At 64.9% G+C, this 20,088-nt stretch carries 21 protein-coding genes; 7 read left to right on the forward strand and 14 right to left on the reverse strand.

Annotated features, from left to right (window positions below; genetic code table 11):
- Positions 1 to 6: 6 nt before the first annotated feature.
- From ASILVAE211_RS13190 to ASILVAE211_RS13230, 9 genes are read right to left on the reverse strand one after another with little or no spacing between them, the layout of a single operon-like run.
- Positions 7 to 798: an MBL fold metallo-hydrolase gene (locus tag ASILVAE211_RS13190; RefSeq protein WP_227321794.1), complete on the reverse strand. Its 792-nt coding sequence runs from the start codon at positions 796 to 798 to the stop codon at positions 7 to 9.
- Entirely contained in the window at positions 795 to 1,574 is a 780-nt protein-coding gene (locus ASILVAE211_RS13195; protein ID WP_227321795.1) for a TatD family hydrolase, read from the reverse strand. The genes ASILVAE211_RS13190 and ASILVAE211_RS13195 overlap by 4 nt, the downstream gene beginning before the upstream one ends.
- A 2-nt stretch (positions 1,575 to 1,576) precedes the next feature.
- Complete coding sequence (gene metG / locus ASILVAE211_RS13200; protein WP_227321796.1) at positions 1,577 to 3,115, reverse strand: methionine--tRNA ligase; 1,539 nt, start codon at positions 3,113 to 3,115, stop codon at positions 1,577 to 1,579.
- Positions 3,112 to 4,116 carry a DNA polymerase III subunit delta' gene (locus tag ASILVAE211_RS13205; protein WP_227321994.1) on the reverse strand — a complete coding sequence of 335 codons (1,005 nt, stop codon included), beginning with the start codon at positions 4,114 to 4,116 and terminating at the stop codon, positions 3,112 to 3,114. The genes metG and ASILVAE211_RS13205 overlap by 4 nt, the downstream gene beginning before the upstream one ends.
- Positions 4,113 to 4,544, reverse strand: coding sequence for an FKBP-type peptidyl-prolyl cis-trans isomerase (locus tag ASILVAE211_RS13210; protein ID WP_227321797.1), 432 nt, complete (start codon positions 4,542 to 4,544; stop codon positions 4,113 to 4,115). Before ASILVAE211_RS13210 ends, ASILVAE211_RS13205 begins: the two co-directional genes overlap by 4 nt.
- A 5-nt stretch (positions 4,545 to 4,549) precedes the next feature.
- Positions 4,550 to 5,212 carry a dTMP kinase gene (tmk, locus tag ASILVAE211_RS13215; RefSeq protein WP_227321798.1) on the reverse strand — a complete coding sequence of 221 codons (663 nt, stop codon included), beginning with the start codon at positions 5,210 to 5,212 and terminating at the stop codon, positions 4,550 to 4,552.
- 2 nt (positions 5,213 to 5,214) lie between these two features.
- The gene (locus tag ASILVAE211_RS13220; protein WP_227321799.1) at positions 5,215 to 6,459 is read right to left on the reverse strand and encodes a D-alanyl-D-alanine carboxypeptidase family protein; all 1,245 of its coding nucleotides are present in this window, start codon (positions 6,457 to 6,459) and stop codon (positions 5,215 to 5,217) included.
- 52 nt (positions 6,460 to 6,511) lie between these two features.
- Entirely contained in the window at positions 6,512 to 7,402 is an 891-nt protein-coding gene (locus ASILVAE211_RS13225) for an RlpA-like double-psi beta-barrel domain-containing protein (RefSeq protein ID WP_227321800.1), read from the reverse strand.
- Positions 7,399 to 8,382, reverse strand: a complete 984-nt coding sequence (locus tag ASILVAE211_RS13230) for a lytic murein transglycosylase (protein ID WP_227321801.1) — start codon at positions 8,380 to 8,382, stop codon at positions 7,399 to 7,401. Before ASILVAE211_RS13230 ends, ASILVAE211_RS13225 begins: the two co-directional genes overlap by 4 nt.
- A gap of 174 nt (positions 8,383 to 8,556) precedes the next feature.
- On the opposite strand from ASILVAE211_RS13230, the gene map reads away from it, so the two are divergent.
- Together map and ASILVAE211_RS13240 are read left to right on the forward strand one after the other, a co-directional pair.
- Positions 8,557 to 9,357, forward strand: coding sequence for a type I methionyl aminopeptidase (map, locus tag ASILVAE211_RS13235; RefSeq protein WP_227321802.1), 801 nt, complete (start codon positions 8,557 to 8,559; stop codon positions 9,355 to 9,357).
- A 191-nt stretch (positions 9,358 to 9,548) separates the two neighbouring features.
- Positions 9,549 to 10,529, forward strand: a complete 981-nt coding sequence (locus tag ASILVAE211_RS13240) for a magnesium transporter CorA family protein (protein ID WP_227321803.1) — start codon at positions 9,549 to 9,551, stop codon at positions 10,527 to 10,529.
- Between the two features lie 154 nt (positions 10,530 to 10,683).
- On the opposite strand, the gene ASILVAE211_RS13245 is transcribed toward ASILVAE211_RS13240, so the two are convergent.
- The gene (locus ASILVAE211_RS13245) at positions 10,684 to 11,538 is read right to left on the reverse strand and encodes a GDSL-type esterase/lipase family protein (protein ID WP_227321804.1); all 855 of its coding nucleotides are present in this window, start codon (positions 11,536 to 11,538) and stop codon (positions 10,684 to 10,686) included.
- Positions 11,539 to 11,549: 11 nt separating this feature from the next.
- Entirely contained in the window at positions 11,550 to 12,392 is an 843-nt protein-coding gene (locus tag ASILVAE211_RS13250; RefSeq protein ID WP_227321805.1) for an undecaprenyl-diphosphate phosphatase, read from the reverse strand.
- A gap of 80 nt (positions 12,393 to 12,472) precedes the next feature.
- Between ASILVAE211_RS13250 and ASILVAE211_RS13255 the strand changes: the two genes are divergently transcribed.
- The 3 genes from ASILVAE211_RS13255 (at position 12,473) to typA (ending at position 16,315) form a co-directional block, all read left to right on the forward strand.
- Positions 12,473 to 13,741, forward strand: a complete 1,269-nt coding sequence (locus tag ASILVAE211_RS13255; protein WP_227321806.1) for an RsmB/NOP family class I SAM-dependent RNA methyltransferase — start codon at positions 12,473 to 12,475, stop codon at positions 13,739 to 13,741.
- Between the two features lie 242 nt (positions 13,742 to 13,983).
- Positions 13,984 to 14,181: a hypothetical protein gene (locus tag ASILVAE211_RS13260; RefSeq protein WP_227321807.1), complete on the forward strand. Its 198-nt coding sequence runs from the start codon at positions 13,984 to 13,986 to the stop codon at positions 14,179 to 14,181.
- A gap of 304 nt (positions 14,182 to 14,485) precedes the next feature.
- The gene (gene typA / locus ASILVAE211_RS13265) at positions 14,486 to 16,315 is read left to right on the forward strand and encodes a translational GTPase TypA (protein WP_227321808.1); all 1,830 of its coding nucleotides are present in this window, start codon (positions 14,486 to 14,488) and stop codon (positions 16,313 to 16,315) included.
- 227 nt (positions 16,316 to 16,542) lie between these two features.
- Here typA and ASILVAE211_RS13270 read toward each other — a convergent pair whose 3' ends face one another.
- From ASILVAE211_RS13270 to ASILVAE211_RS13280, 3 genes are read right to left on the reverse strand one after another with little or no spacing between them, the layout of a single operon-like run.
- On the reverse strand, positions 16,543 to 17,058 hold the full coding sequence (locus tag ASILVAE211_RS13270) for a GNAT family N-acetyltransferase (RefSeq protein WP_227321809.1): 516 nt from the start codon (positions 17,056 to 17,058) through the stop codon (positions 16,543 to 16,545).
- A 3-nt stretch (positions 17,059 to 17,061) separates the two neighbouring features.
- On the reverse strand, positions 17,062 to 17,631 hold the full coding sequence (locus ASILVAE211_RS13275; RefSeq protein WP_227321810.1) for a helix-turn-helix domain-containing protein: 570 nt from the start codon (positions 17,629 to 17,631) through the stop codon (positions 17,062 to 17,064).
- Entirely contained in the window at positions 17,628 to 18,119 is a 492-nt protein-coding gene (locus tag ASILVAE211_RS13280; protein ID WP_227321811.1) for a GNAT family N-acetyltransferase, read from the reverse strand. The genes ASILVAE211_RS13275 and ASILVAE211_RS13280 overlap by 4 nt, the downstream gene beginning before the upstream one ends.
- 159 nt (positions 18,120 to 18,278) lie before the next feature.
- Here ASILVAE211_RS13280 and ASILVAE211_RS13285 point away from each other — a divergent pair, with 159 nt between their 5' ends.
- Together ASILVAE211_RS13285 and ASILVAE211_RS13290 are read left to right on the forward strand one after the other, a co-directional pair.
- Positions 18,279 to 18,893, forward strand: a complete 615-nt coding sequence (locus ASILVAE211_RS13285) for a TetR/AcrR family transcriptional regulator (protein ID WP_227321812.1) — start codon at positions 18,279 to 18,281, stop codon at positions 18,891 to 18,893.
- A gap of 28 nt (positions 18,894 to 18,921) precedes the next feature.
- Entirely contained in the window at positions 18,922 to 20,088 is a 1,167-nt protein-coding gene (locus ASILVAE211_RS13290) for an efflux RND transporter periplasmic adaptor subunit (RefSeq protein ID WP_227321813.1), read from the forward strand.

Genomic DNA, 20,088 nt, shown 5'->3' on the forward strand with positions numbered 1-20,088 from the left:
ATCCGGCTATTCGGGGATAGAAATTTCCATCCCGTCATAGGCGGGCTCGAAGCCGCGCGGCAGGTTGCGCATCATCCAGCCCCAATCCATGTCATTGCCCATATGGGTCAGGATCGTGCGGCGCACGCCGAGCTTGGCCGCCCATTCGATGACGAGGGCCAGCCAGGCATGGGTTCGGTGCGGCTCGCGCTGGAAGCAGTCGACCATCCAGGTCTCAACCCCCGCCAGGATGTCCCAGGCCGCCGCATCCAGGTCGACGACATCGGTGCAATAGGCGAAACGGCCCAGGCGCAGGCCCAGCGTGCTGCCGAAACCATGGTCCTGCTCGAAAACCGAGAGGTCCATCCCCGCCAGCGTGATGCTGTCGCCGGGGCGCACGGGTTCGGCCTCCAGCACCGGACGGATGAAGCCGGGCGGACGCCAGGGCAGAAAGGCATAGTCGAAGCGCCGCTGGAGTTCCGCCAAGGTATGGGCATCCGCCCGCACCGGCATCGGCCGGTCTATGATGCGGTTGAGGATGCGCACATCGTCCAGGCCCAGGATGTGGTCGGCATGGGAATGCGTGTACAGCACCGCGTCGATGGAGCGGATGCCGTGATCGACGAGCTGGCTGCGCATATCGGGCGAGGTATCGACCAGGATGCGGCGGCCGTCATTGCCTTGCAGAACGATGGACGAGCGGGTGCGGCGGTTGCGCTTCTCGGCAGGGTCGCAGGCGCCCCAATCGCCACGGCCGTCCGGGCCGCCGATCATCGGCACGCCGGCCGACCCCCCGCAGCCGAGAACGATGGCCTTCATGCCGCGACCGTCTTGGGGTAGAGGCGGCGGAAATTGGCCGATGTCAGCTCGGCCAGCGCCTCGGCAGACAGGCCGCGCACTTCGGCCAGCCTGGCCGCCGTATGCGCGACATGCGCCGGCTCATTCCGCTTGCCGCGATACGGCACGGGCGCCAGGTAAGGGCTGTCGGTTTCCACCAGCAGCCGCTCGGCCGGCACATCGGCCGCGATCTCCCGCAGCTCCGTCGATTTCGGGAAAGTCAGGATGCCCGAGAAGCTGAGATAGCCGCCCATCGCAATCGCGGCTTCCGCCAGGCCCCGGCCGGAGGAAAAGCAATGCAGCAGGAAGTCGAAGGCACCGCCCTCCTCCCGCTCCTCGCGCAGAATGGCAGCGATATCATCGTCGGCGTCGCGCGCATGGATGGCCAGCGGCACGCCGGCAGTGCGCGCCGCGCGGATATGGGCGCGGAAACCCGCCTTCTGCACTTCGGGCGGCGCGGTATCATAGAAATAGTCGAGCCCGGTTTCACCGATTCCGATGACTTTCGGATGCTTGGTCATCGCGACCAGGGTTTCGACCGCCGGTACCGGCTCTTCATGCGCGTGCTGCGGATGAATGCCGATGGAGCACCAGATGCCGGGCTTGTCCTCGACAAGGGCAAGGATACGGCGGGACTGTTCCAGGCTGGTGCCGATGGACACCATTTCACCCACGCCCGCGTCACGCGCGCGGGCAATGACGGCGTCCAGTTCCTCGTCCTTGAAATAGTCGAGATGGCAATGGCTATCGATCAGCACGCTCAGGCAACCTCTTCCACGAAACGCGGGAAGATGCCCTGCGGCGCCGGCAAGCTTGTGCCATCCACCAAAGGCGTCGCGAGACCGGCCAGCGTGCGGCCATCAGCCGGCACGACCAGTTGATCGAGCATCCGACCCATGCTGTCGGGCATGAAGGGCTGCAAGACGGTCGCGACATGACGGATGACATCGGCCAGCACGCGCAGCACACTGGCCATGCGGACGATATCGGTCTTCTTCAGCGCCCAAGGCGCCTGATGATCGATATAGGCATTGCCGGCACGAATGACTTTCCAAGCTTCCTCAAGCGCGACATGGAAGGCCTGGGCCTCGATCGCGGCGCCCAGCAGCGCCGGCAGCGCCTGCGCCTGGGACAGCAGGGCAATATCGGCCTCGGTCAGCGGCGTGGGCAGCGGCGGCAGCTTGCCGTCGCAATTCTTGGCGATCATCGACAGGCTGCGCTGGCAGAGATTGCCGAGGTCATTGGCCAATTCGACATTGAGGCGCGAGATCAGCGCGCGGCGGCTGAAATCACCGTCATTGCCGAACGGCATTTCGCGCAGCAGGAAGAAGCGCACGGCATCCAGGCCGAATTCGCCGATCAGCGCATTGGGTTCGACGACATTGCCGACCGACTTGCTCATCTTCTCGCCCTCCGCCGTCCACCAGCCATTGGCGGCGACGCGCTTGGGCAAAGGAATATCGGCCGCCATCAGGAAAGCCGGCCAATAGACGGCGTGGAAGCGGATGATGTCCTTGCCGACCATATGCACGTCCGCCGGCCAGAAACGGGCGCGCGGCGCATCGGCATCAGGATAGCCGGTCGCGGTCAGGTAATTGGTCAGCGCGTCCAGCCAGACATACATGACATGGGCGGGGTCGTTCGGCACCGGCACGCCCCAGGTGAAGCTGGTGCGGCTGACGGAAAGATCGATCAGGCCGCCCTTCACGAAACTCAGCACCTCGTTGCGGCGGGCGTTGGGGCCGATGAAATCCGGATTGGCCTCGTAATGCGCCAACAGCTTGTCCTGCCAGGCCGAGAGGCGGAAGAAATAGGAGGGCTCGCGCACCCATTCCACCGGCGCGCCGGAGGGCGCGACGCGAATGCCGTGGACATTCGTCGTCAGCTCATCCTCGGCATAGAAGGCCTCGTCGCGGACGGCGTACCAGCCCTCGTAATGGTCCAGATAGATATGCCCGGCATCCAGCAGCTTGGTCCACAGCGCGGCGCAGGCGCGTTTGTGGCGCTCCTCCGTCGTGCGGATGAAATCGTCATTCGAGAGACCGAGTGCCACGGCCAGGGTCTGGAACTGCTCGGCGACCTGATCCGTAAAGGTCTGCGGATCGACGCCGGCATCCAGCGCCGCCTTCTCCACCTTCTGGCCGTGCTCATCCGTGCCGGTCAGGAAGAAGACGTCGTACCCGTCCAGCCGCTTCCACCGCGCCAGCACATCGGCGGCGATGGAGGTATAGGCGTGACCGATATGGGGCGCCCCGTTCACGTAATAGATCGGCGTCGTCACGTAGAAGCTTTTGGTCATGTTCCCGCCATCAGGCTCAGCCCCGCGAGCACCGCCTGTCGGCGATCCAAAGCAAAGCGTTCCGTCTCATCCTGGATTTGAGTCAGGGCCTGCCATACCTTACCCCAGCCCTCAAGGGAACGCTGGGCGAGCAGGCCGGTCTGATGGCTGGACAGCGCCCCGCGCGCGCCTTGGCGCACGACATCCGATATGGCCTGGCGCAGCAGGTCCATGAAGAGGCCGAAACTCTCCTCGTCCCGCGCCACGCCGTCCGCCACGCTCAGCGCTGCCTGCCCGGTCGGCAAGCTGGCCAGCACGCGATGCACCTCGGCCGCCATGGCCGGCCCGTCACCGGCGGCCAGCGTCAGCGCCCGGCCGATGGAGCCTTCGCCCAGCCGCGCCATTTCGGCCCGTTCCTCGACACCGCTCTCCGGCAGGTAGCGGCCCAGCAGCGTCTCGACATCGGGTTCGGCCAGCGGCGACAGGCGCAGGCGGCGGCAGCGGCTGCGAATGGTCGTCGGCAGCAGGCCGGGCGCGTGGCAGACCAGAAACAGCAAAGCGCCGGGCGGCGGCTCTTCCAGCAGTTTCAGCAGCGCATTGGCCGCATTGGTATTCATGTCCTCGGCGCCATCGACGATGACGACGCGATAGCCGCCCTCGCCCGCCGTGCGCCGCAGGAACTGCGTCACCCCGCGCACTTCGTCGACGACGATGTCGCGGCGCATGCGCTTGGTTTTTTCGTCCGCGCCGCGTTCCAGCACCATCAGCCCGGCATGGGTGCCGGCGGCGATGCGGCGGAAGACCGGGTCGGCCGGGTCCATCCGCAGATTGGCCTCGGGCGGCAGGCCGCCCAGCAGGCTGCGCGCGAGGCGGAAGGCGAGCGTCGCCTTGCCGATGCCGCGCGTGCCGGTGATCAGCCAGGCATGGTGCAGCCGTCCGGCAGCGCGCGCGGTACGCCACAGCTGCTCGGCCGCCGCATGGCCGAGCAGGTCGGGATTATCGCGGGGCGATGGGTAGGTCAGTTCACGCCTATCAGCTTGACGTCAAACATCAGCGTCGCGCCCGGCGGAATGGTGCCGCCGGCGCCCTGGTCGCCATAACCCTGGTCGGGCGGAATGATCAGCGTGCGCTCACCGCCGACCTTCATGCCGGCAACGCCCGCATCCCAGCCGGCGATAACCTGGCCATTGCCCAGGACGAAGCTGAAAGGCTGGTTGCGGTCATAGGAACTGTCGAATTTCTGGCCCTTCTGGCCGTCCTGATACAGCCAGCCGGTGTAATTCACCACGACCGTCTGGCCGGGCTGCGCGACCGGGCCGGTGCCAACGACATCGTCATGTTCCATGACGCCGTCGGACAGCGTTGTGTAGCCGGCAGGCGCGGCAGCCATGGCGGCAGAGGAAACCGCCATCATCGTCAATCCGGCGAGGGGCAGAAGAAAACGTCGCATGGGCATTATCCCGTCGTAAGTGATGTTTGCAGCCAGGCCCGGAGCCCGGCCAGAACATGGGCCTGCACGGAGGCCAGCGGTGGCGCGGCATCGGCGACCAGAAAGCGATCCGGCATGTCCTTGGCCTGCGCCAGAAAGGAGGCCCGGACGCGCTCATGGAAATCGAGCGCCAGACCTTCGAAGCGGCCTTCGTCCGTCGCGGTATCGGCCAGCCGCCGCTGGCTGCGGCGCAGCCCCTCGGCGGGCGGAATATCCAGCAGGACCGTCAGATCCGGCCAATAATCGCCGACGAAATCCGCATGCAACTGACGAATAAGCGCGGGCGCAATTCCGCGTCCGCCGCCCTGATAGGCGAGCGTCGAGCCGACATAGCGGTCGCAGAGCACGATCTGGCCCTGGGCCACCGCCGGGCGGATGACGCGCGTCATATGCTGCACGCGGGCGGCCGTCATCAGCAGCAGTTCCGAACCCTGATCCCAGACTTCGCCAGCTTCCGACAACAGCAGCGCCCGCAGCGCCATGCCTTCCGGCGTGCCGCCGGGTTCGCGGGTCGTCAGAATGTCGAACCCGTCGGCGCGCAAAGCTTCGGCAGCGGCGGCGAGGACAGAGCCTTTGCCGGCGCCGTCACCGCCCTCGAAGACGATAAAGCGGCCGGGCCGACCTGCCATGATCAGGCACCCGTGATGAAGTGCTTCAGGCGGGCCATCGCCCGGCCCGGCAGGCCCAGGCGCGGCACGTCACCGCCAGCCACCAGATCGGCGGTCAGGGTCTGACCGGGCGGAACGCTGGTGCCGCTGAGCGTGATCTGACCGACTTTCTGGCCGCTGATGACCGGGGCCGGCAGCGGCGCCGGATAATCCACGGCGATCTTGGTCGTATCGCGCCAATTGTTCGGCAGCGTCACGGTCAGGCCGGTCTGCACTGTCAGCGGCACGCTTGGAACCTGCCCGAGCCAGACCGGCGCTTGGCTGACAACCTGGCCGGCCGTGAAGACCGGCACGTCCTGGAAGGTATTATAGGCCCAATCCATCAGGCGCTTCGATTCCGTGACGCGCGAGCTCCAGGTCGGCAGGCCGTTGAGCACGACGATGACGCGCCGGCCGTTGCGCTCGGTCGAGCCGCATTCGGAATAGCCGCCCTCATCCGTATGACCGGTCTTCAACCCGTCGCCGACACCGGCCGCGACCAGCGGGTTGCGGTTCTGCTGGGTGATCTTGTTATACGTGAAGGTCTGCTCGCCCGCGTAATGATAATAGTCCGGGAATTCCTTGATGATATGGGTCGCCAGCGTCGCGATATCCCGCACCGACATGACATGCCCATCCACCGGCCAACCGGACGCGTCCATGTAATGGGTATTGGTCATGCCGAGCTTCTTCGCCTCGGCATTCATCATGGCAACGAAAGCATCCTCCGATCCCGCAATGCCTTCGGCCAGGGCGACCGCCGCGTCATTGCCGGAATCGACGAAGATGCCGCGGATCAGATCCTCGATCGTGACCTGCGTGCCGACCTGCACGAACATGCGGCTGCCGCCCATGTGCCAGGCATGTTCGCTGATGGTGAAGGTTTGGCCCAGCGTCAGCTTGCCTTCCTTCAATTGCGTGAAGGTGATGTAGATCGTCATCAGCTTGGTGAGCGAAGACGGCGGGCTGGGCGTATCCGCGTCCTTCGTCAGCAGCACCGCGCCGGTATTGAAATCAATGACGATGGCATGGCCCGCGATCGTGTCGAGCGGGCCGACCGGCGTATCGGCCGGGGCGGATACGACGGCGGTTGCGGTGCCGGGACCGCCATCGTCACCGGCGGCGGCCGCCGCTTTCGCGACAGGCTTCTTGCGCTTTGCCCAGGCGGGCACAGCGGCAAGGCTGGAGACGGCAGCGCCGGAAAGAAGCAAAAAGCGACGAGTATTCATGAGGCGGTTCCGATCCGGAGCACGAGCGGGCCTGACTGCCGGCCCGCCCGGCTTACTGCACGATAATAGTGGCGTCCACGGCGCCAGCGGCAAGGCTGGAGGACAACGCCGAATCGGCCTGCGGCACCGTATAATAAGGTCCGCTCTGGACGCCGTAGAGCATGCGCCCTCCCCCTGTGATCGCGATCACATGAGCATTTGGTAATCCGGCCAGACGCGCGGATTGGCGATAGGCGTCGTAGCGATGCCCGAAGCTGCCCGACTGAATATAGAGCGCGCCGGGGCTGGGCGGCAGCTGCGTCACCCGCTCGGGCAGGCGCAAAGGCGGCACCGCCGCGCCGACGGAATCGCTACTGGCACGGTCAGTCTGCACGACGGCGGCACCGCTGGCAGAGGCGACACCGCTGGGAGGCGCAAGGCTTTCAGCCTGGAAGGTGCCGACCGGCGCGGCCGCGATCTTGATGCCGCCGCCCAGGCTGTCGGCCAAAGACTGACTGGAATCCTTCTGGATCGTCACCCGCACTTCGGCCAAGCCACCGGCCGGAATGCCCAGCAATTGCGCGGCACGCGGCGTCACCGCCAGGATGCGGCCGGGATTGGCCGGTCCGCGGTCATTCACCCGCAGCAGGATCTGCCGACCGGTCTGAAGGTTCGTCACCTGCACGATGCAGGGCAGTTGCAGAATCTGGCTGGCCCCGGTCAGCGCCGCCGCGTCATAGGCCTCGCCGTCCGTCGTCACGGACGGCGCGCCGTCATCGCTATAGACGGAGGCCAGACCGGTGCGGTCATAGCCATAATCCTCGCGCGGATAGTACCAGGCACCATTGGCCTGATAGCCGTCGCCGATGACGTAATGCGGGTGCGAGACGACCGGCGGGCCGCTTTTCACGCAGCCCGAGACGGCCAGCAGGGCGCCGAGCGCGGCGAGCGGAAGCGGCTTCATGCGGTGACGAGATTGCCGAGCAGGCCGACCGACAGCGCGTAGAAGTCGGACGGGTTATAGCGCCGGATCGCCTTGTAATTCGGATAGACCAGATAGGCCGCGCCACCCGCGCCGTCCGGCTGGATGAGACGCGTGGGCAGCGTGCTGGGCGCGTAGGGGTGGCCCGGCAGGCGGCGCACGCCCATGGACAGAAACTGCGACAGCGGCATGGCCTGATCGGGGTCGATGGCCGGCGCGTCGACGCCGGGGCCAAGGATAACCTGCTCGCCCCAGGGCAGGCCCTGTTTCCAGCCCGATACGTGCAGGTAATTGCCGATGGAGGCCAGGCTGTCCGGAATATCGGTCCAGATATTCGGGCGGCCCTGGCCGGAGAAACTCACGGCAAGCTTCAGATAAACGCTGGGCATGAACTGCGGCTGGCCCATGGCCCCGGCATAGGAGCCGGTCATGCCTTGGGGCGAAACCGCGCCGCTGTCGATGATGCGCAAAGCGGCGATGAGTTCGGAGCGGAAATAAGCCGGGCGATGGCTGGTCCAGCCCAGCGTCGCCAAAGCCTGCACGACCGAAAATCCGCCGGTATAGCTGCCGTAATTGGTCTCCAGCCCCCAGATGCCGAGGATGACGCCGGGGTCGACACCGTATTCCGTGCGGATGGCGGCCAGAACCTGCTGGCTCTGCGCGTATTTCTGCTGCCCGGCGGCAACGCGGGCGGTGGACAAACGCTTGGCGGAATACTGCGCCCAGGTCTGGGTGAATTCGGGCTGGTAATTGTCCAGCCGGATGACGTCGGAATTGGGCTGGAGGCCCACCAGCGCGGCGCGGCGGGTGGCGTAGCTGACCCCCTGGCCGGCGGCCAGCCGATCAACCTCGACCAGAAAGCTCTGGAAGCTGCCTGTCGCAGCCATGGCCGCCCCTTCGCTGCCCAGAAGCAGCGTTGCGGAAGCGGCGGGAATCGCATGAAGCAGGGTGCGGCGGCGCATGCTCGCTCTCTGCCAGAGGCAGCGCCGGCAAGCAACTGACGGGATTGTCACCTGGCCCGGGCCGACCGCGAACCGCGATAACTCTGCCCTGCCCGCATCGCCCTTGCGTCCGGCTTTGCGCGCGGCGCATTCTCCGCCGCTTTATGGGCCGAGAAAGGCGTTGGAGATCAGATAATGGATGGCGAGACGGACGCGCGGCAGATCAGTCTTTACGCGCAGGAGAATTTTCCGGCTTTGCATGCCGCCGGACGGCTGGCTGCCGAGACGCTGGACATGATCGCGCCCTTCGTCGTGCCGGGCGTGACGACCGAGCGGCTGGACCAGCTGTGCCATGACTTCATCCTGGATCATAACGCCGTGCCGGCGCCGCTGAACTATCGCGGCTATCCGAAATCGATCTGCACCTCCATCAATCACGTCGTCTGCCACGGCATTCCGGGTCCGCGAAAGCTGGAAGAGGGCGACATCCTGAATATCGACGTAACCGTCATTCTGGACGGCTGGTATGGCGATACCAGCCGCATGTATGCGGCTGGCACGCCCAGCACCAAGTCGAAACGGCTGATGGATATCACCTACGAATCGCTCATGCGCGGCATTGCCGTCGCCAAGCCCGGCAATACGCTGGGCGATATCGGCCACGCCATCCAGAGCTTCGTCGAGCCGCAGCGCCTGAGCGTCGTGCGCGACTTCTGCGGCCACGGCATCGGCCTGCGCTTTCACGAGCCGCCGAATGTCCTGCATTACGGCCGCCCCGGCTCGGGCACCAAGCTGCGCGCCGGCATGGTCTTCACCATCGAGCCGATGATCAATGGCGGCCGTCCCGAAGTGAAGATTCTGGACGACGGCTGGACCGCCGTGACACGGGACCGCACGCTGTCGGCGCAGTTCGAGCATATGATCGGCATTACCGAAACCGGCTGCGAGATTTTCACGCTATCCCCGGCCGGTCATACCAAGCCGCCTTACGCCTGAGCGACAGCAGACGCGCGCTCCCAGACCGGAGCGCGCGCACCGGCCTTGACCGTCACAAAGCCGTTTTCCGGCGCAATCGGAAATTGCTACCCCGCCCTCTCCCGCCTATGACCCGAATTTGTCACCTGTCACCGCACCACCGCTAGGGTAAGGCCGGCTGGCCTTTGGTTTCTCTGATTAAGGACTGCTCTATGCTGGGTGCCTATGCCGCGCGGGAAGGGATTCCCCTCTGTGACTTTCCCCTCGACGGCGACCTGTCCCAGGCGACATGGATCGACCTTCTCAATCCGACCGAGGAAGAGAAAGCGCGCGTTCAGGCCGCAACCGGGTTAGAGGTTTCGACCGAAGACGAACTGGGCGAGATCGAGACCTCCAGCCGTCTCTTCTACGACGGCACGGCGATGTATCTCAGCATGCCGTTGGTCGCGAAAATGGACGGCATGCCGGCCGATGTCCGCCCTATCGGCTTCATCCTCAGCCGGGAAAAGCTGGTCACCATCCGCTTCAACCGCAGCCGCGCCTTCCACAACTTCCTGGAGTCACAACACCGCAAGCCGATGGAATCGGGCGAGCCGATCGACATCTTCCTGTCGCTACTGGAAGCGGTCAGCGATCGGATGTCGGACCTTCTCGAGAATATGCGCGACGAACTGGACGCGATCTCGAAGCAGATCTTCAGCGAAGCGGGGACCGGCGCGAAGCACGGGCGCAAGCTCGACAACGAATTGCAAAACGTGCTGAAGCGCTTGGGCCGCGCCGCCGACCTTATGTCCAGCATCCGCGACAGCCTGCTCGGCGTCGGCCGTATCCTGCCCTATGTCGGCCAGATCGCCGCGACCTGGATCGACCGCGAGAACCGCGAACGGCTGAAGTCACTGCGCCAGGACATCACCTCGCTCAGCGACTATGACGGCCATCTCAACAACAAGCTGCAATTCCTGCTGGATGCGACGCTGGGCTTCATCAACAACGCCCAGAACAATATCATCAAGGTTCTGACGGTCGTGTCCGTCGTCGGCGTGCCGCCGACCCTGATCGCCAGCATCTATGGCATGAACTTCAAGGATATTCCCGAACTCAACTGGAGCTTCGGCTATCCCTACGGCATCACCATGATCGTGCTGTCGGCGGTGCTTCCCATGGTGTGGTTCAAGTTCCGCGGCTGGCTGTAGCGCGCCGAGAGTCCGTCAGAGCGCTTCCGGTTTTCACTTAAACGTCGTCATTGCCGCGAAGGCGGGAATCTTCTTTGCGACAGCCTGGGCAAGAAGATGCCCGCCTTCGCGGGCATGACGGTTAGGGAGACGCTTCTCTCTAAACCTGAAACGTTCAGCCGGCTGGCGGACGCCGGTGATCACGGTCCGCCATCAGCCTGTGCAGCACCGGCTCGATCGTTTCGGCGATCATGGCCATGCCCTGCGCGTCCGGATGCAGCGCGACACTGTTCACTGTCGCCGTTGTCACGCCCGGCTCGTGGCTGGCCGTCACCGCCTGATGCGGGTCCAGATACAGCGCCCGGTTGAGATGGCCGTCCCGGTAGAACAGGCCGCCGACATTCATGAAGGTGACGTACGGACGGTCACGGTAGGACGACGCCAGCATGGCATTCAGCGCTTCGGTATTCTGCGTGATCCAGGGCGAGCGCTCGCTGGGCAGCACCGCCAGCAGCAGGATCTGCGTATTGGGCAGCTTTTGCCGCAGCATATGGACGATGGAATTGATGCCGGCGAAGCTCTTTTCCGCGTTCCAGTGGACATGGCCGAAGTTATTGGCGCCGACCAGCAACACCAGCGCGCGCGGGTTCAGCCCCGCGACCTCGCCATGGTCCAGCCGCCAGATGACGCTGGCCGTGGTATCGCCGCGAAAGCCCATATTGACGGCCTCGCGGTCGCCATAGAAGCGGTTCCAGATCGGGCGGTAATCGGCGAAAGGCTCGGGCCCCGCCAGTTCCCAGTTCTGGGTGATCGAGTCGCCCAGCCAGATCAGGTTCACATGGCCCTGACGCACACGCTCCAGGCTGTGCTCGAACCGCTGCCGCCACCAGGGCAATTCCATCCGGCCGATGGGCGCGGTCGCGAGATCGACCGCCGGTCGGGCCGGAGTCGCCGCCGGTTCCGCCGCCTTCACCGGTGCGGCGAAGGCCAGGGGCAGACAGAGGCTGGCTGCCAGAATCCACCGTTTCATGAGACGCGTCTTTAACCTGTGATGAAGAGATAGCCGGCGGATAGCGCACCCGCGACGATGCAATAGATGGCGAAGGGGGCCATGCCCCAGCTGTCATGCCCACGGAACCAACGCATGAGGAAGGCGGTGCTGGCAAGCGCTGTCACGCCGGCCACGACCGCCGCCGCCACGGCCAGGCCCATCGCGCCATGCGCCGCATGGTCATGCATCAGTTTCGGCACTTCCAGCACCGCCGCCGCGACGATGACCGGCAAAGCGATGAGGAAGGAGAAATGCGCCGAGTCTTCATGGTCCAGGCCGCGCAGCACGCCGCCGAGAATGGAGGCGCCGGACCGGGACATGCCGGGGATCAGCGCCAGGCACTGCCAGCAGCCGATGATGAAGGCGTCGCGGGCGCCGAGCTTGGACAGCGCCAGCGTGCTGGTCCTGCTGCCCTTCAGCTTCTCGCCCACCAGAAGAACCAGGCCGTTGACGATCAGGAAGACGGCGGCGATCAACGGCGTCGCGAAAACCCGGCGCAGCAGATGCTCCAACCCGCCGCCCAGGATGACGACCGGAATCGTGGCGATGACGATCAACAGAAAGACGCGCCGCGCCTCGCGCACCTCATGGGCCGAGCCCATACCGATGAGGCCGCGCAGGATGGCCATCCAATCTTTCCAGAAGAAACCGAGCAGAGCCAAAGCGGTGCCGACATGCAGCATGACCAAAAAGGGCAGGAAGGTGTCGCCGTGCTGGTCCATATGCCAATGCAGAAGCGCGGGCAGTACAACGGCATGGCCCAGGCTGCTGACCGGGAAAAGCTCGGTCGCGCCCTGCACCACGGCAATGACGATCGCTTGTATCGGATCCATGCTCAGCCTTCTCCTTACGGCCGGTCTTCATAGCGCGCTTCGCGCAGGTCGCAATCATCAGAACGCGGTATAGGCAGAGTGTGAAGCACGACGATAATACCTCCCCCCTCTCCTCCGATCCCACGCGTTCGGCTGCCCTCTCTCTCCTTTCGGCTGTGCTGGACAGGCACCGGTCGATGGAGGAGGCGTTGGATTCCTTGCCCTCCATAGATTCGCGGGACAAGGCGGCCGCCCACCGGCTGGCCGCGACCGCGCTGCGCCGGCGCGGCACCATCGACACGGTGCTGGATCCTTATCTGAAGCGGGTGCCGCCGCCGTTGGTGATGCATGTGCTGCGCCTGGGCGCGGCCGGGCTGCTGTTTCTGGACACGCCGGCCCATGCGGCGGTCGCCACCGCCGTCGGCCTCGCCCGCGCCAAGAATTTGGAAAAATTCGCCGGCCTGGTGAATGCCGTGCTGCGCCGCGTCTCCGAAAGCGGTCAGGCCGCGCTTGAGGAGCTGGACAGCCCCCGCCTGGATACCCCGCCCTGGCTGTGGAAGGGCTGGGACAAGGATGCGCGGGCCATCGCCATCGCCCATCAGACGGAAGCGCCGCTCGATATCAGCCTGCTGCCCGGCGAGCCGGTGCCCGAAGACGGCCAGTTGCTGCCGACCGGCTCCGTCCGCTTTCCGGCCGGCACCCGCGTCGCCGATATTCCGGCCTTCGTCGCCGGCCGCGCCTGGGTGCAGGATGCCGCCGCCGCCCTGCCCGCGCGCATCCTGAACGCCCAGCCGGGCGAGCATATCGCCGATCTTTGCGCCGCCCCCGGCGGCAAGACCGCGCAGATGGCGGCCGCCGGCGCCCATGTGACGGCGATCGAACTGCTCTCCGCCCGCGTGCCGCGCCTGACCGCCAATCTGGAACGGCTGGGCCTGTCGGCCCGGATCATCACGGGCGACGCGGCCACCTGGAAGCCCGAAGGCAAGCTGGACGCCATTCTGCTCGACGCGCCCTGTAGTGCCACCGGCACGATTCGCCGCCACCCGGACGTGCCTTATCTGAAGCAGCAGGGCGATGTGCAGAACCTGGCCGCGATGCAGGACCGTCTGCTGACGGCGGCCGTGGGCCTGCTACAGCCCGGCGGCCGGCTGGTCTATGCCGTCTGTTCCATGCAGCCGCAGGAAGGGCCGGACCGCATCGCCGCAGCGCTGAGCTGGCTGCCTGTGAAAATCGATCCCATCCGGCGCTCGGAAGTGCCGGGGCTCGAATCAGCGGTGACGCGTGAGGGCTATGTGCGGACGCATCCCGCCCTTTGGCCGGAGGAAGGCGGGTTGGACGGCTTCTTCATCGCCCGTCTGCGGCGTCTCTGACAGCGTGACAGAGCCGCGTGCTGCGTGCCCTGTCACTTGGCGCCGCGATTGTGACGCAAGCATGGCGGGAATCGGCCCTTTACCGCTCACGGGACCGTGAAAGCCCCTGAAATTGAAGGATTTCAGGGGCTACGCCGTTGCCAAAACAACAACAAAGCAGCCATGGGCTTTTTGTACACCGCCCCGCCGGCCGGAGAGGTTATCTTTCTCTGAGCAAAAGTTTTGGCAGGAGACCATTTCCCATGGCTTATCGTTCGGACGATCATCGTGACGCCGCCCAGGGCGAGGCGGTATCGCTGACCGTGACCGCAGACGAGGCGCGCGCCATCGACAGCTGGTCTGCCGCGCATCATATCGATGACCGGTCCGAGGCCATTCATCGTCTGGTCAGCCTGGCGCTCGACGCGCAGTCCGACCGGGACGACGTCAGCTTCCGCTAAGTCCGCAGCGCCGCCGCAGCCAGATCAGGCCTCGGCCTGACGGGCCTGCGCGCCGGTTGCACCGCCTTGGCCGCATGGCGCCCGTCTGCCTGACGCGGGCGGCGCCGTTTCTTTACTCTCGCATCCGCGCAAAAGTTCAGTTATCTGTGCGCCGCAACAAAAGCGCCCTGCCCCTGGCGGCCATCCGCCACCGGCGGGGCGTTTAACGTACGTCGCATGTCTATGCGCCCTTGCATAAGGCCTGCGCCGAATCGGACCGCAAGACTCTACGGGCTCATTACCGGGTCCAGAACCGGAAGACGTCATGGACATTCGCAATATCGCCATCATCGCCCACGTCGATCATGGCAAGACCACGCTCGTCGACGCGCTGCTGAAGCAATCCGGCGCCTTCCGTGAGCACCAGCAGGTCGCCGAACGCGCGCTGGACCGTAACGACCTCGAGCGCGAGCGCGGCATTACCATTCTTGCCAAGTGCACGAGCGTCGTCTGGAAAGACATCCGCCTCAACATCATCGATACCCCTGGCCATGCCGATTTCGGCGGCGAGGTGGAGCGTATTCTGAGCATGGTGGATGGCGCGATCCTTCTGGTCGACGCCGCCGAAGGCGTGCTGCCGCAGACCAAGTTCGTGCTCGGCAAGGCGCTGGCGCGCGGCATTCGCCCCATCGTCGTCGTCAACAAGATCGACCGTGGCGACGCTCGCCCCGACGAAGTCCATAACGAGGTTTTCGACCTCTTCGCGGCGCTTGACGCGAATGACGCGCAGCTCGACTTCCCGACGCTGTTTGCGTCCGGCCGTCAGGGCTGGGCGGATCTTGAGGTTGAAGGCGCCCGCAAGGATCTGACGCCGATGTTCGACCTCATCGTCAGCCATGTGCCGGCGCCGAAGGTCGATCTGGAAGCGCCCTTCGCGATGCTCGCCTCCATTCTCGACTATGACAACTTCCTCGGCCGCGTGCTGACGGGCCGCGTCGAGCAGGGCCGCGCCAAGCTCAACATGCCGCTGAAGGTGCTGCGCGCCGACGGTACCGTGGTTGAAACCGGCCGCCTGACCAAGCTGATGTCCTTCAACGGCCTTGACCGCGTGCCGGTCGAAGAAGCCCAGGCTGGCGACATCATCGCCATTGCCGGCCTGACGGACGCCACCATCCCCGACACGCTGGGCGCACCGGAACTGACGACGCCGATCCAGGCCATTCCGGTCGATCCGCCGACCCTCTCCATGACCTTCCGCGTCAATGACGGCCCGCTCGGCGGCCGCGAAGGCAAGAAGGTCACGTCGCGCCAGATCCGTGACCGTCTGATGTTCGAAATTCAGGGCAACGTCGCCCTGAAGGTGACGATCAGCAACGAGACGGACGCCTTCGAAGTCGCGGGCCGTGGCGAACTCCAGCTGGGCGTTCTCATCGAGACGATGCGCCGCGAAGGGTTCGAGCTGACCATCGGCCGTCCCCGCGTGCTGACGCGCATCAATGAAGAGACCGGCGAACGCGAAGAGCCGATGGAAGACGTGCTGGCCGATGTCGACGAGCCCTATACCGGCGTCGTCGTCGAGAAGCTGAGCCGCCGCAAGGCGCAGTTGCAGGACATGCGCCCCTCCGGCGGTGGCAAGGTTCGCCTCACCTTCCGCATGCCGAGCCGTGGCCTGATCGGCTATCACTCGGAATTCCTCACCGATACGCGCGGCTCGGGCATCATGAACCGCCTCTTCGCCGGCTACGGTCCCTGGACCGGCGCCATCGAAGGACGCCGCAACGGCAGCCTGATCTCGAACCTGGACGGCGAAGCCGTGCAGTATTCGCTGTGGTATCTGCAGGAGCGCGGCACGCTCTTCGTCGATCCGGGCGACAAGGTCTACACCGGCATGATCGTCGGCGAGCATAGCCGCGAGAACGACCTCGACGTGAACGTCATCAAGGAAAAGAAGCTCACCAATATCCGCGCCGCCGGCAAGGATGAGGCGATGCTGCTGATCCCGCCGCGCCGCATGTCCCTGGAACAGGCGATTGCCTACATCGAAGACGACGAGCTGGTGGAAGTGACGCCGTCCGCCGTGCGTATCCGCAAGCGCCACCTGGACCCCAACGCGCGCAAGCGCGCCGACCGCTCCTCGGATTCCAGCGCCGCGTAATCTGGCGACGTCAGATTAAAAAAAGGCCGCAGCGGGCAACCGCTGCGGCCTTTTTCATTGGAGTGCGTTTTGGATTGTGAGCGCCCCCTATTGTCGCCCGCGTGCTCGTCACGCGGGCCTACCCGTTTGGGCGCCCAAACCGCGTCGTGGCGTCGAAGGGGGTGGGCCTGCGGAACAAGTCCGCGGGGGCGACGACGAAAATCTGGTCAGAGCGATCCTGAGCCGTTCTAAATCCGTTTCCAGTAGAGCCGGGTGCCGGTGAGGCCGCCCTGGGGTTTCAGCGCGAAATCCGGAATCTCTCCGGCGAAGATGAAGCCGTGCCGTTCGTAAAGGCCGGCCGCGCCGCCGTCGCTGGCCGTGTCCAGCATCAGATGCGTGCGGCCCAGGCGCGCCGCCTCCGCTTCCGCCGCGCGCAGCAGCGCCGAGGCGATGCCCTGCCCACGATGCCGGACGGCGACCATCATCTTCGCGATTTCCGCGCGATGGGGCTGATTCTCCGGCAAGGCCGTGACCAGCGACAGCGTGCCGATAAGACTGTTCCCGTGCCAGGCGCCGAAGACCACACGCTGCCCCCGCCCGGCGGAAGCAAGCGCTGAGTCCCAGAAGGCCCGCGCCGCTTCTGGCGCCAGCGGATGCATGAAGCTGACGGAGCCGCCATGGGCCACGGTCTCCACAAGAAGGGCTGCCAGCTGCATGATGGTCTCGGGTGACTGATCAAGCTGCGTGATCGCGATGTCGGACAAGGCTCAGCTCCGCTGGAGAAAAACGAAATAGGTGCAGGGTTCCGCACTCTCATTGGCAAAGGTGACGTCGCCGGGCGGCCCGAAGGCGAGGCAGTCACCGGCCGCTAGCTCATGCCGCTCGGCCTCCGCTTCCGTCAGAACCAGACAGCCCGATTGCACCATCAGCAATTGCCGGATGCGCGCGAAGGAGGCCGCCGGCAGCATGACGCTTTGACCGGCCGGCATTTCCACGCGGACCAGTTCCAGCGGAAAATCTGACCGGCTGAAAATTTGCCGGCGCAGATACCCTGTCTCAGGATCGCGCCATAGCGGTTGGTCGGCGGCGCGCGAAACGCGATCCCCCGCCTCCTCCGCGCGCAACAGCAGCCCGGCGAGCGTGAGATCGAAGGCCGTGGCGAGCTTCAGCAGGGTCACGGCGGTAGGGCTCATCTCCATCCGCTCGATCTTGCTGATGGTGGCCTTGGCGAGACCGGACCGGTCGGCCAGATCGGCCAGCGACCAGCCCCGCGCGTCACGTTCCAGCCGGATGCGGCGGGCGATCCGCGCCTCGGCCTCGGCCAATTGTCCGGTCATAGAATGCGCTGCATGAAGACGAGGTCTAGCCAGCGGCCGAATTTGGTGCCGACTTCGCGCAGGGTGCCGGCGCGCTCGAAACCCAGCTTTTCATGCAGGCGCAGCGAGGCCGGATTGCCGGCGTCGATGCCACCGATCATGACATGCTTGCCCAGAGCCCGCGCTTCATCGAAGAGCGGGGTGATGAGCGCGCAGCCCAGGCCCTGGCCACGGCAATCGGTGCGGATATAGACGGAATGCTCGACCGTCAGGCGAAAACCCGGCCAGGGGCGAAAATCGCCGAAGCTGGAAAAGCCCGCAATTTCGCCCGCATCATCTTCCGCAACCAGAACGGGGTAGCCGAGCGCCCGTCGATCCGCGTACCATTTCAGACGATTGTCGAGACTGGCCTCCTCCTCCGTGTAGACGGCGGCGGAGGTGCGGACGACCTCATTATAAATAACGAGAATGCCGGCAATATCGGCTTCGGAGGCAGGGCGGATGACCATGAAGGATGCTCCTCACGGAAACGGTGTCGACGTTTCCTATAAACTACATTCGTCCATTATACTGGATAATCGCAGTCACGCAAGGCAGCCTTTGCACCGCAATCAGATTGACGCTGTTGAGGTGATGAAATACGTCATTCATCACCATGGTGATCTCTGATGGCCCCGAAGGCTGAAACCCATCGTCTCATTCTCGAAAAAGCCAAGGAGCTTTTTTCGCGATTTGGCCCCCGCCGCACGTCGGTGGCTGACATTGCACGCGAACTGCACATGTCTCCCGCAAATGTGTACAAGTTCTTCCAGACGAAGGATGCGCTGATCGAAGCTGTCGGCGAGCACTTCATGCGCGAGCTTCATCTTGAGCTTCTTCCTCTGATCCGTGCTGAAGAAAAGCCAGCATGGACAAGACTTGAAGACGTCATTCGCGCAGTCAACCGTCACTTCATCGATATGATTGAAGCGAATGTTACGAGACACGGCGCACAGTTTTTTCAAAACTTAATAGAATTCGAGATCATGAAGCGCGAACAGCGCTGGATGTTCATCGGCGAGTTCCTGCAATGCACACTCAGACTTGAACTCGCGAACCTATTGCGCGAAGGTGTGGAGAAGGATGGTCTTCATGTCGATGACGCATCAATGACCGCAGCTACCCTGTTAGATTGCCTCGCCTCCTCCATCAAACCAGTCATGCTGATCGGGATCACCGCGGAAGCGGCTGAAGAACGGCTGGAGCGTCAGCTCCGCCTGCTCGCCCGCACCGTGGCCTCATGAAAATTTTTTGCCCAAAAGGTGACGAATGTTGAATTTTGTTACTCCGTCTTCGTCACGCCGCTTTGGACTGCGGGCTGCCGTCAGCCTGTCGGCGATCGCCCTCTCCCTCTCGGCCTGCGACAAGAAAACCGCCGCACAGGGCGCCCCGCCGCCGCCCCAGGTCGGCTTCGTCACCATCAAAACGCAGCCGGTGACGCGCACCATCGAACTGCCCGGCCGCGCCGAAGCGGTGATGACCGCCGCCATCGAGCCGCAGGTGACCGGCGTTTTGTTGAAACGTTTGTTCACCGAAGGCAGCGAGGTCACCGAAGGGCAGCAGCTCTATCAGATCGACCCGGCCACCTATCAGGCGACCTATGACAGCGATGTCGCGACGCTGGCCTATGACCAGGCGTCGCTTGTGGCCGCGCGCGCCAAATCCGCCCGCTACCGCCCGCTGGCTCAGGCCCAGGCCGTCAGCGGCCAGGATTATGACGATGCCGTCGCCGCCACCAAGGAAGCCGAGGCGCAGATCCTGATCGCCAAGGCGGCGCTGGAACAGGCCCGCATCAACCTGACCTATACCAAGGTTCTGTCCCCCATCGCCGGCCATATCGGCGCCTCTGCCGTGACGCCCGGCGCGCTGGTCACCGCCAACCAGACGACGGCGCTGGCGACCGTCACCCAGCTCGACCCGATCTATATCGATGTCAACGAGCCCGCGACCGCGCTGCTGAGCCTGGAAGCGGCGGCAGCGAGCGGACAGATCCAGCTTGAGGCCGACGGCACCGCCCCCGTCTCCATCAAGCTTGACGACGGCAGCGCCTATCCCATCCAGGGCAAGCTGCAATTCGGCGAAGTGACGGTCAGCCCGACCACGGGCACCGTCCTCCTGCGCGCACTCGTCGCCAATCCGAAGCGCGTTCTTCTGCCCGGCATGTTCGTGCGCGGCGAGCTGACGGAGGGCGTGGACGCCAAGGGCATCCTGGTGCCGCAGCAGGCCGTCTCCCACAACACCAAAGGCGAGCCGACGGTCTTTATCCTCGACAGCGGCAATAAGGCGCATCTGACCGTCATCCAGACCGGTGACGCCGTCGGTGCCAACTGGATCGTGACCGGCGGGCTAAAGCCCGGTGACCGCGTCGCGGTCGACGGGCTGCTCAGCGTCTCGGATGGGGGCACCGTCGCGCCTGTCGACGAAACAGCCAAGTTCTGA

Source organism: Acidisoma silvae (assembly GCF_020618775.1).
Lineage (GTDB): Bacteria > Pseudomonadota > Alphaproteobacteria > Acetobacterales > Acetobacteraceae > Acidisoma > Acidisoma silvae.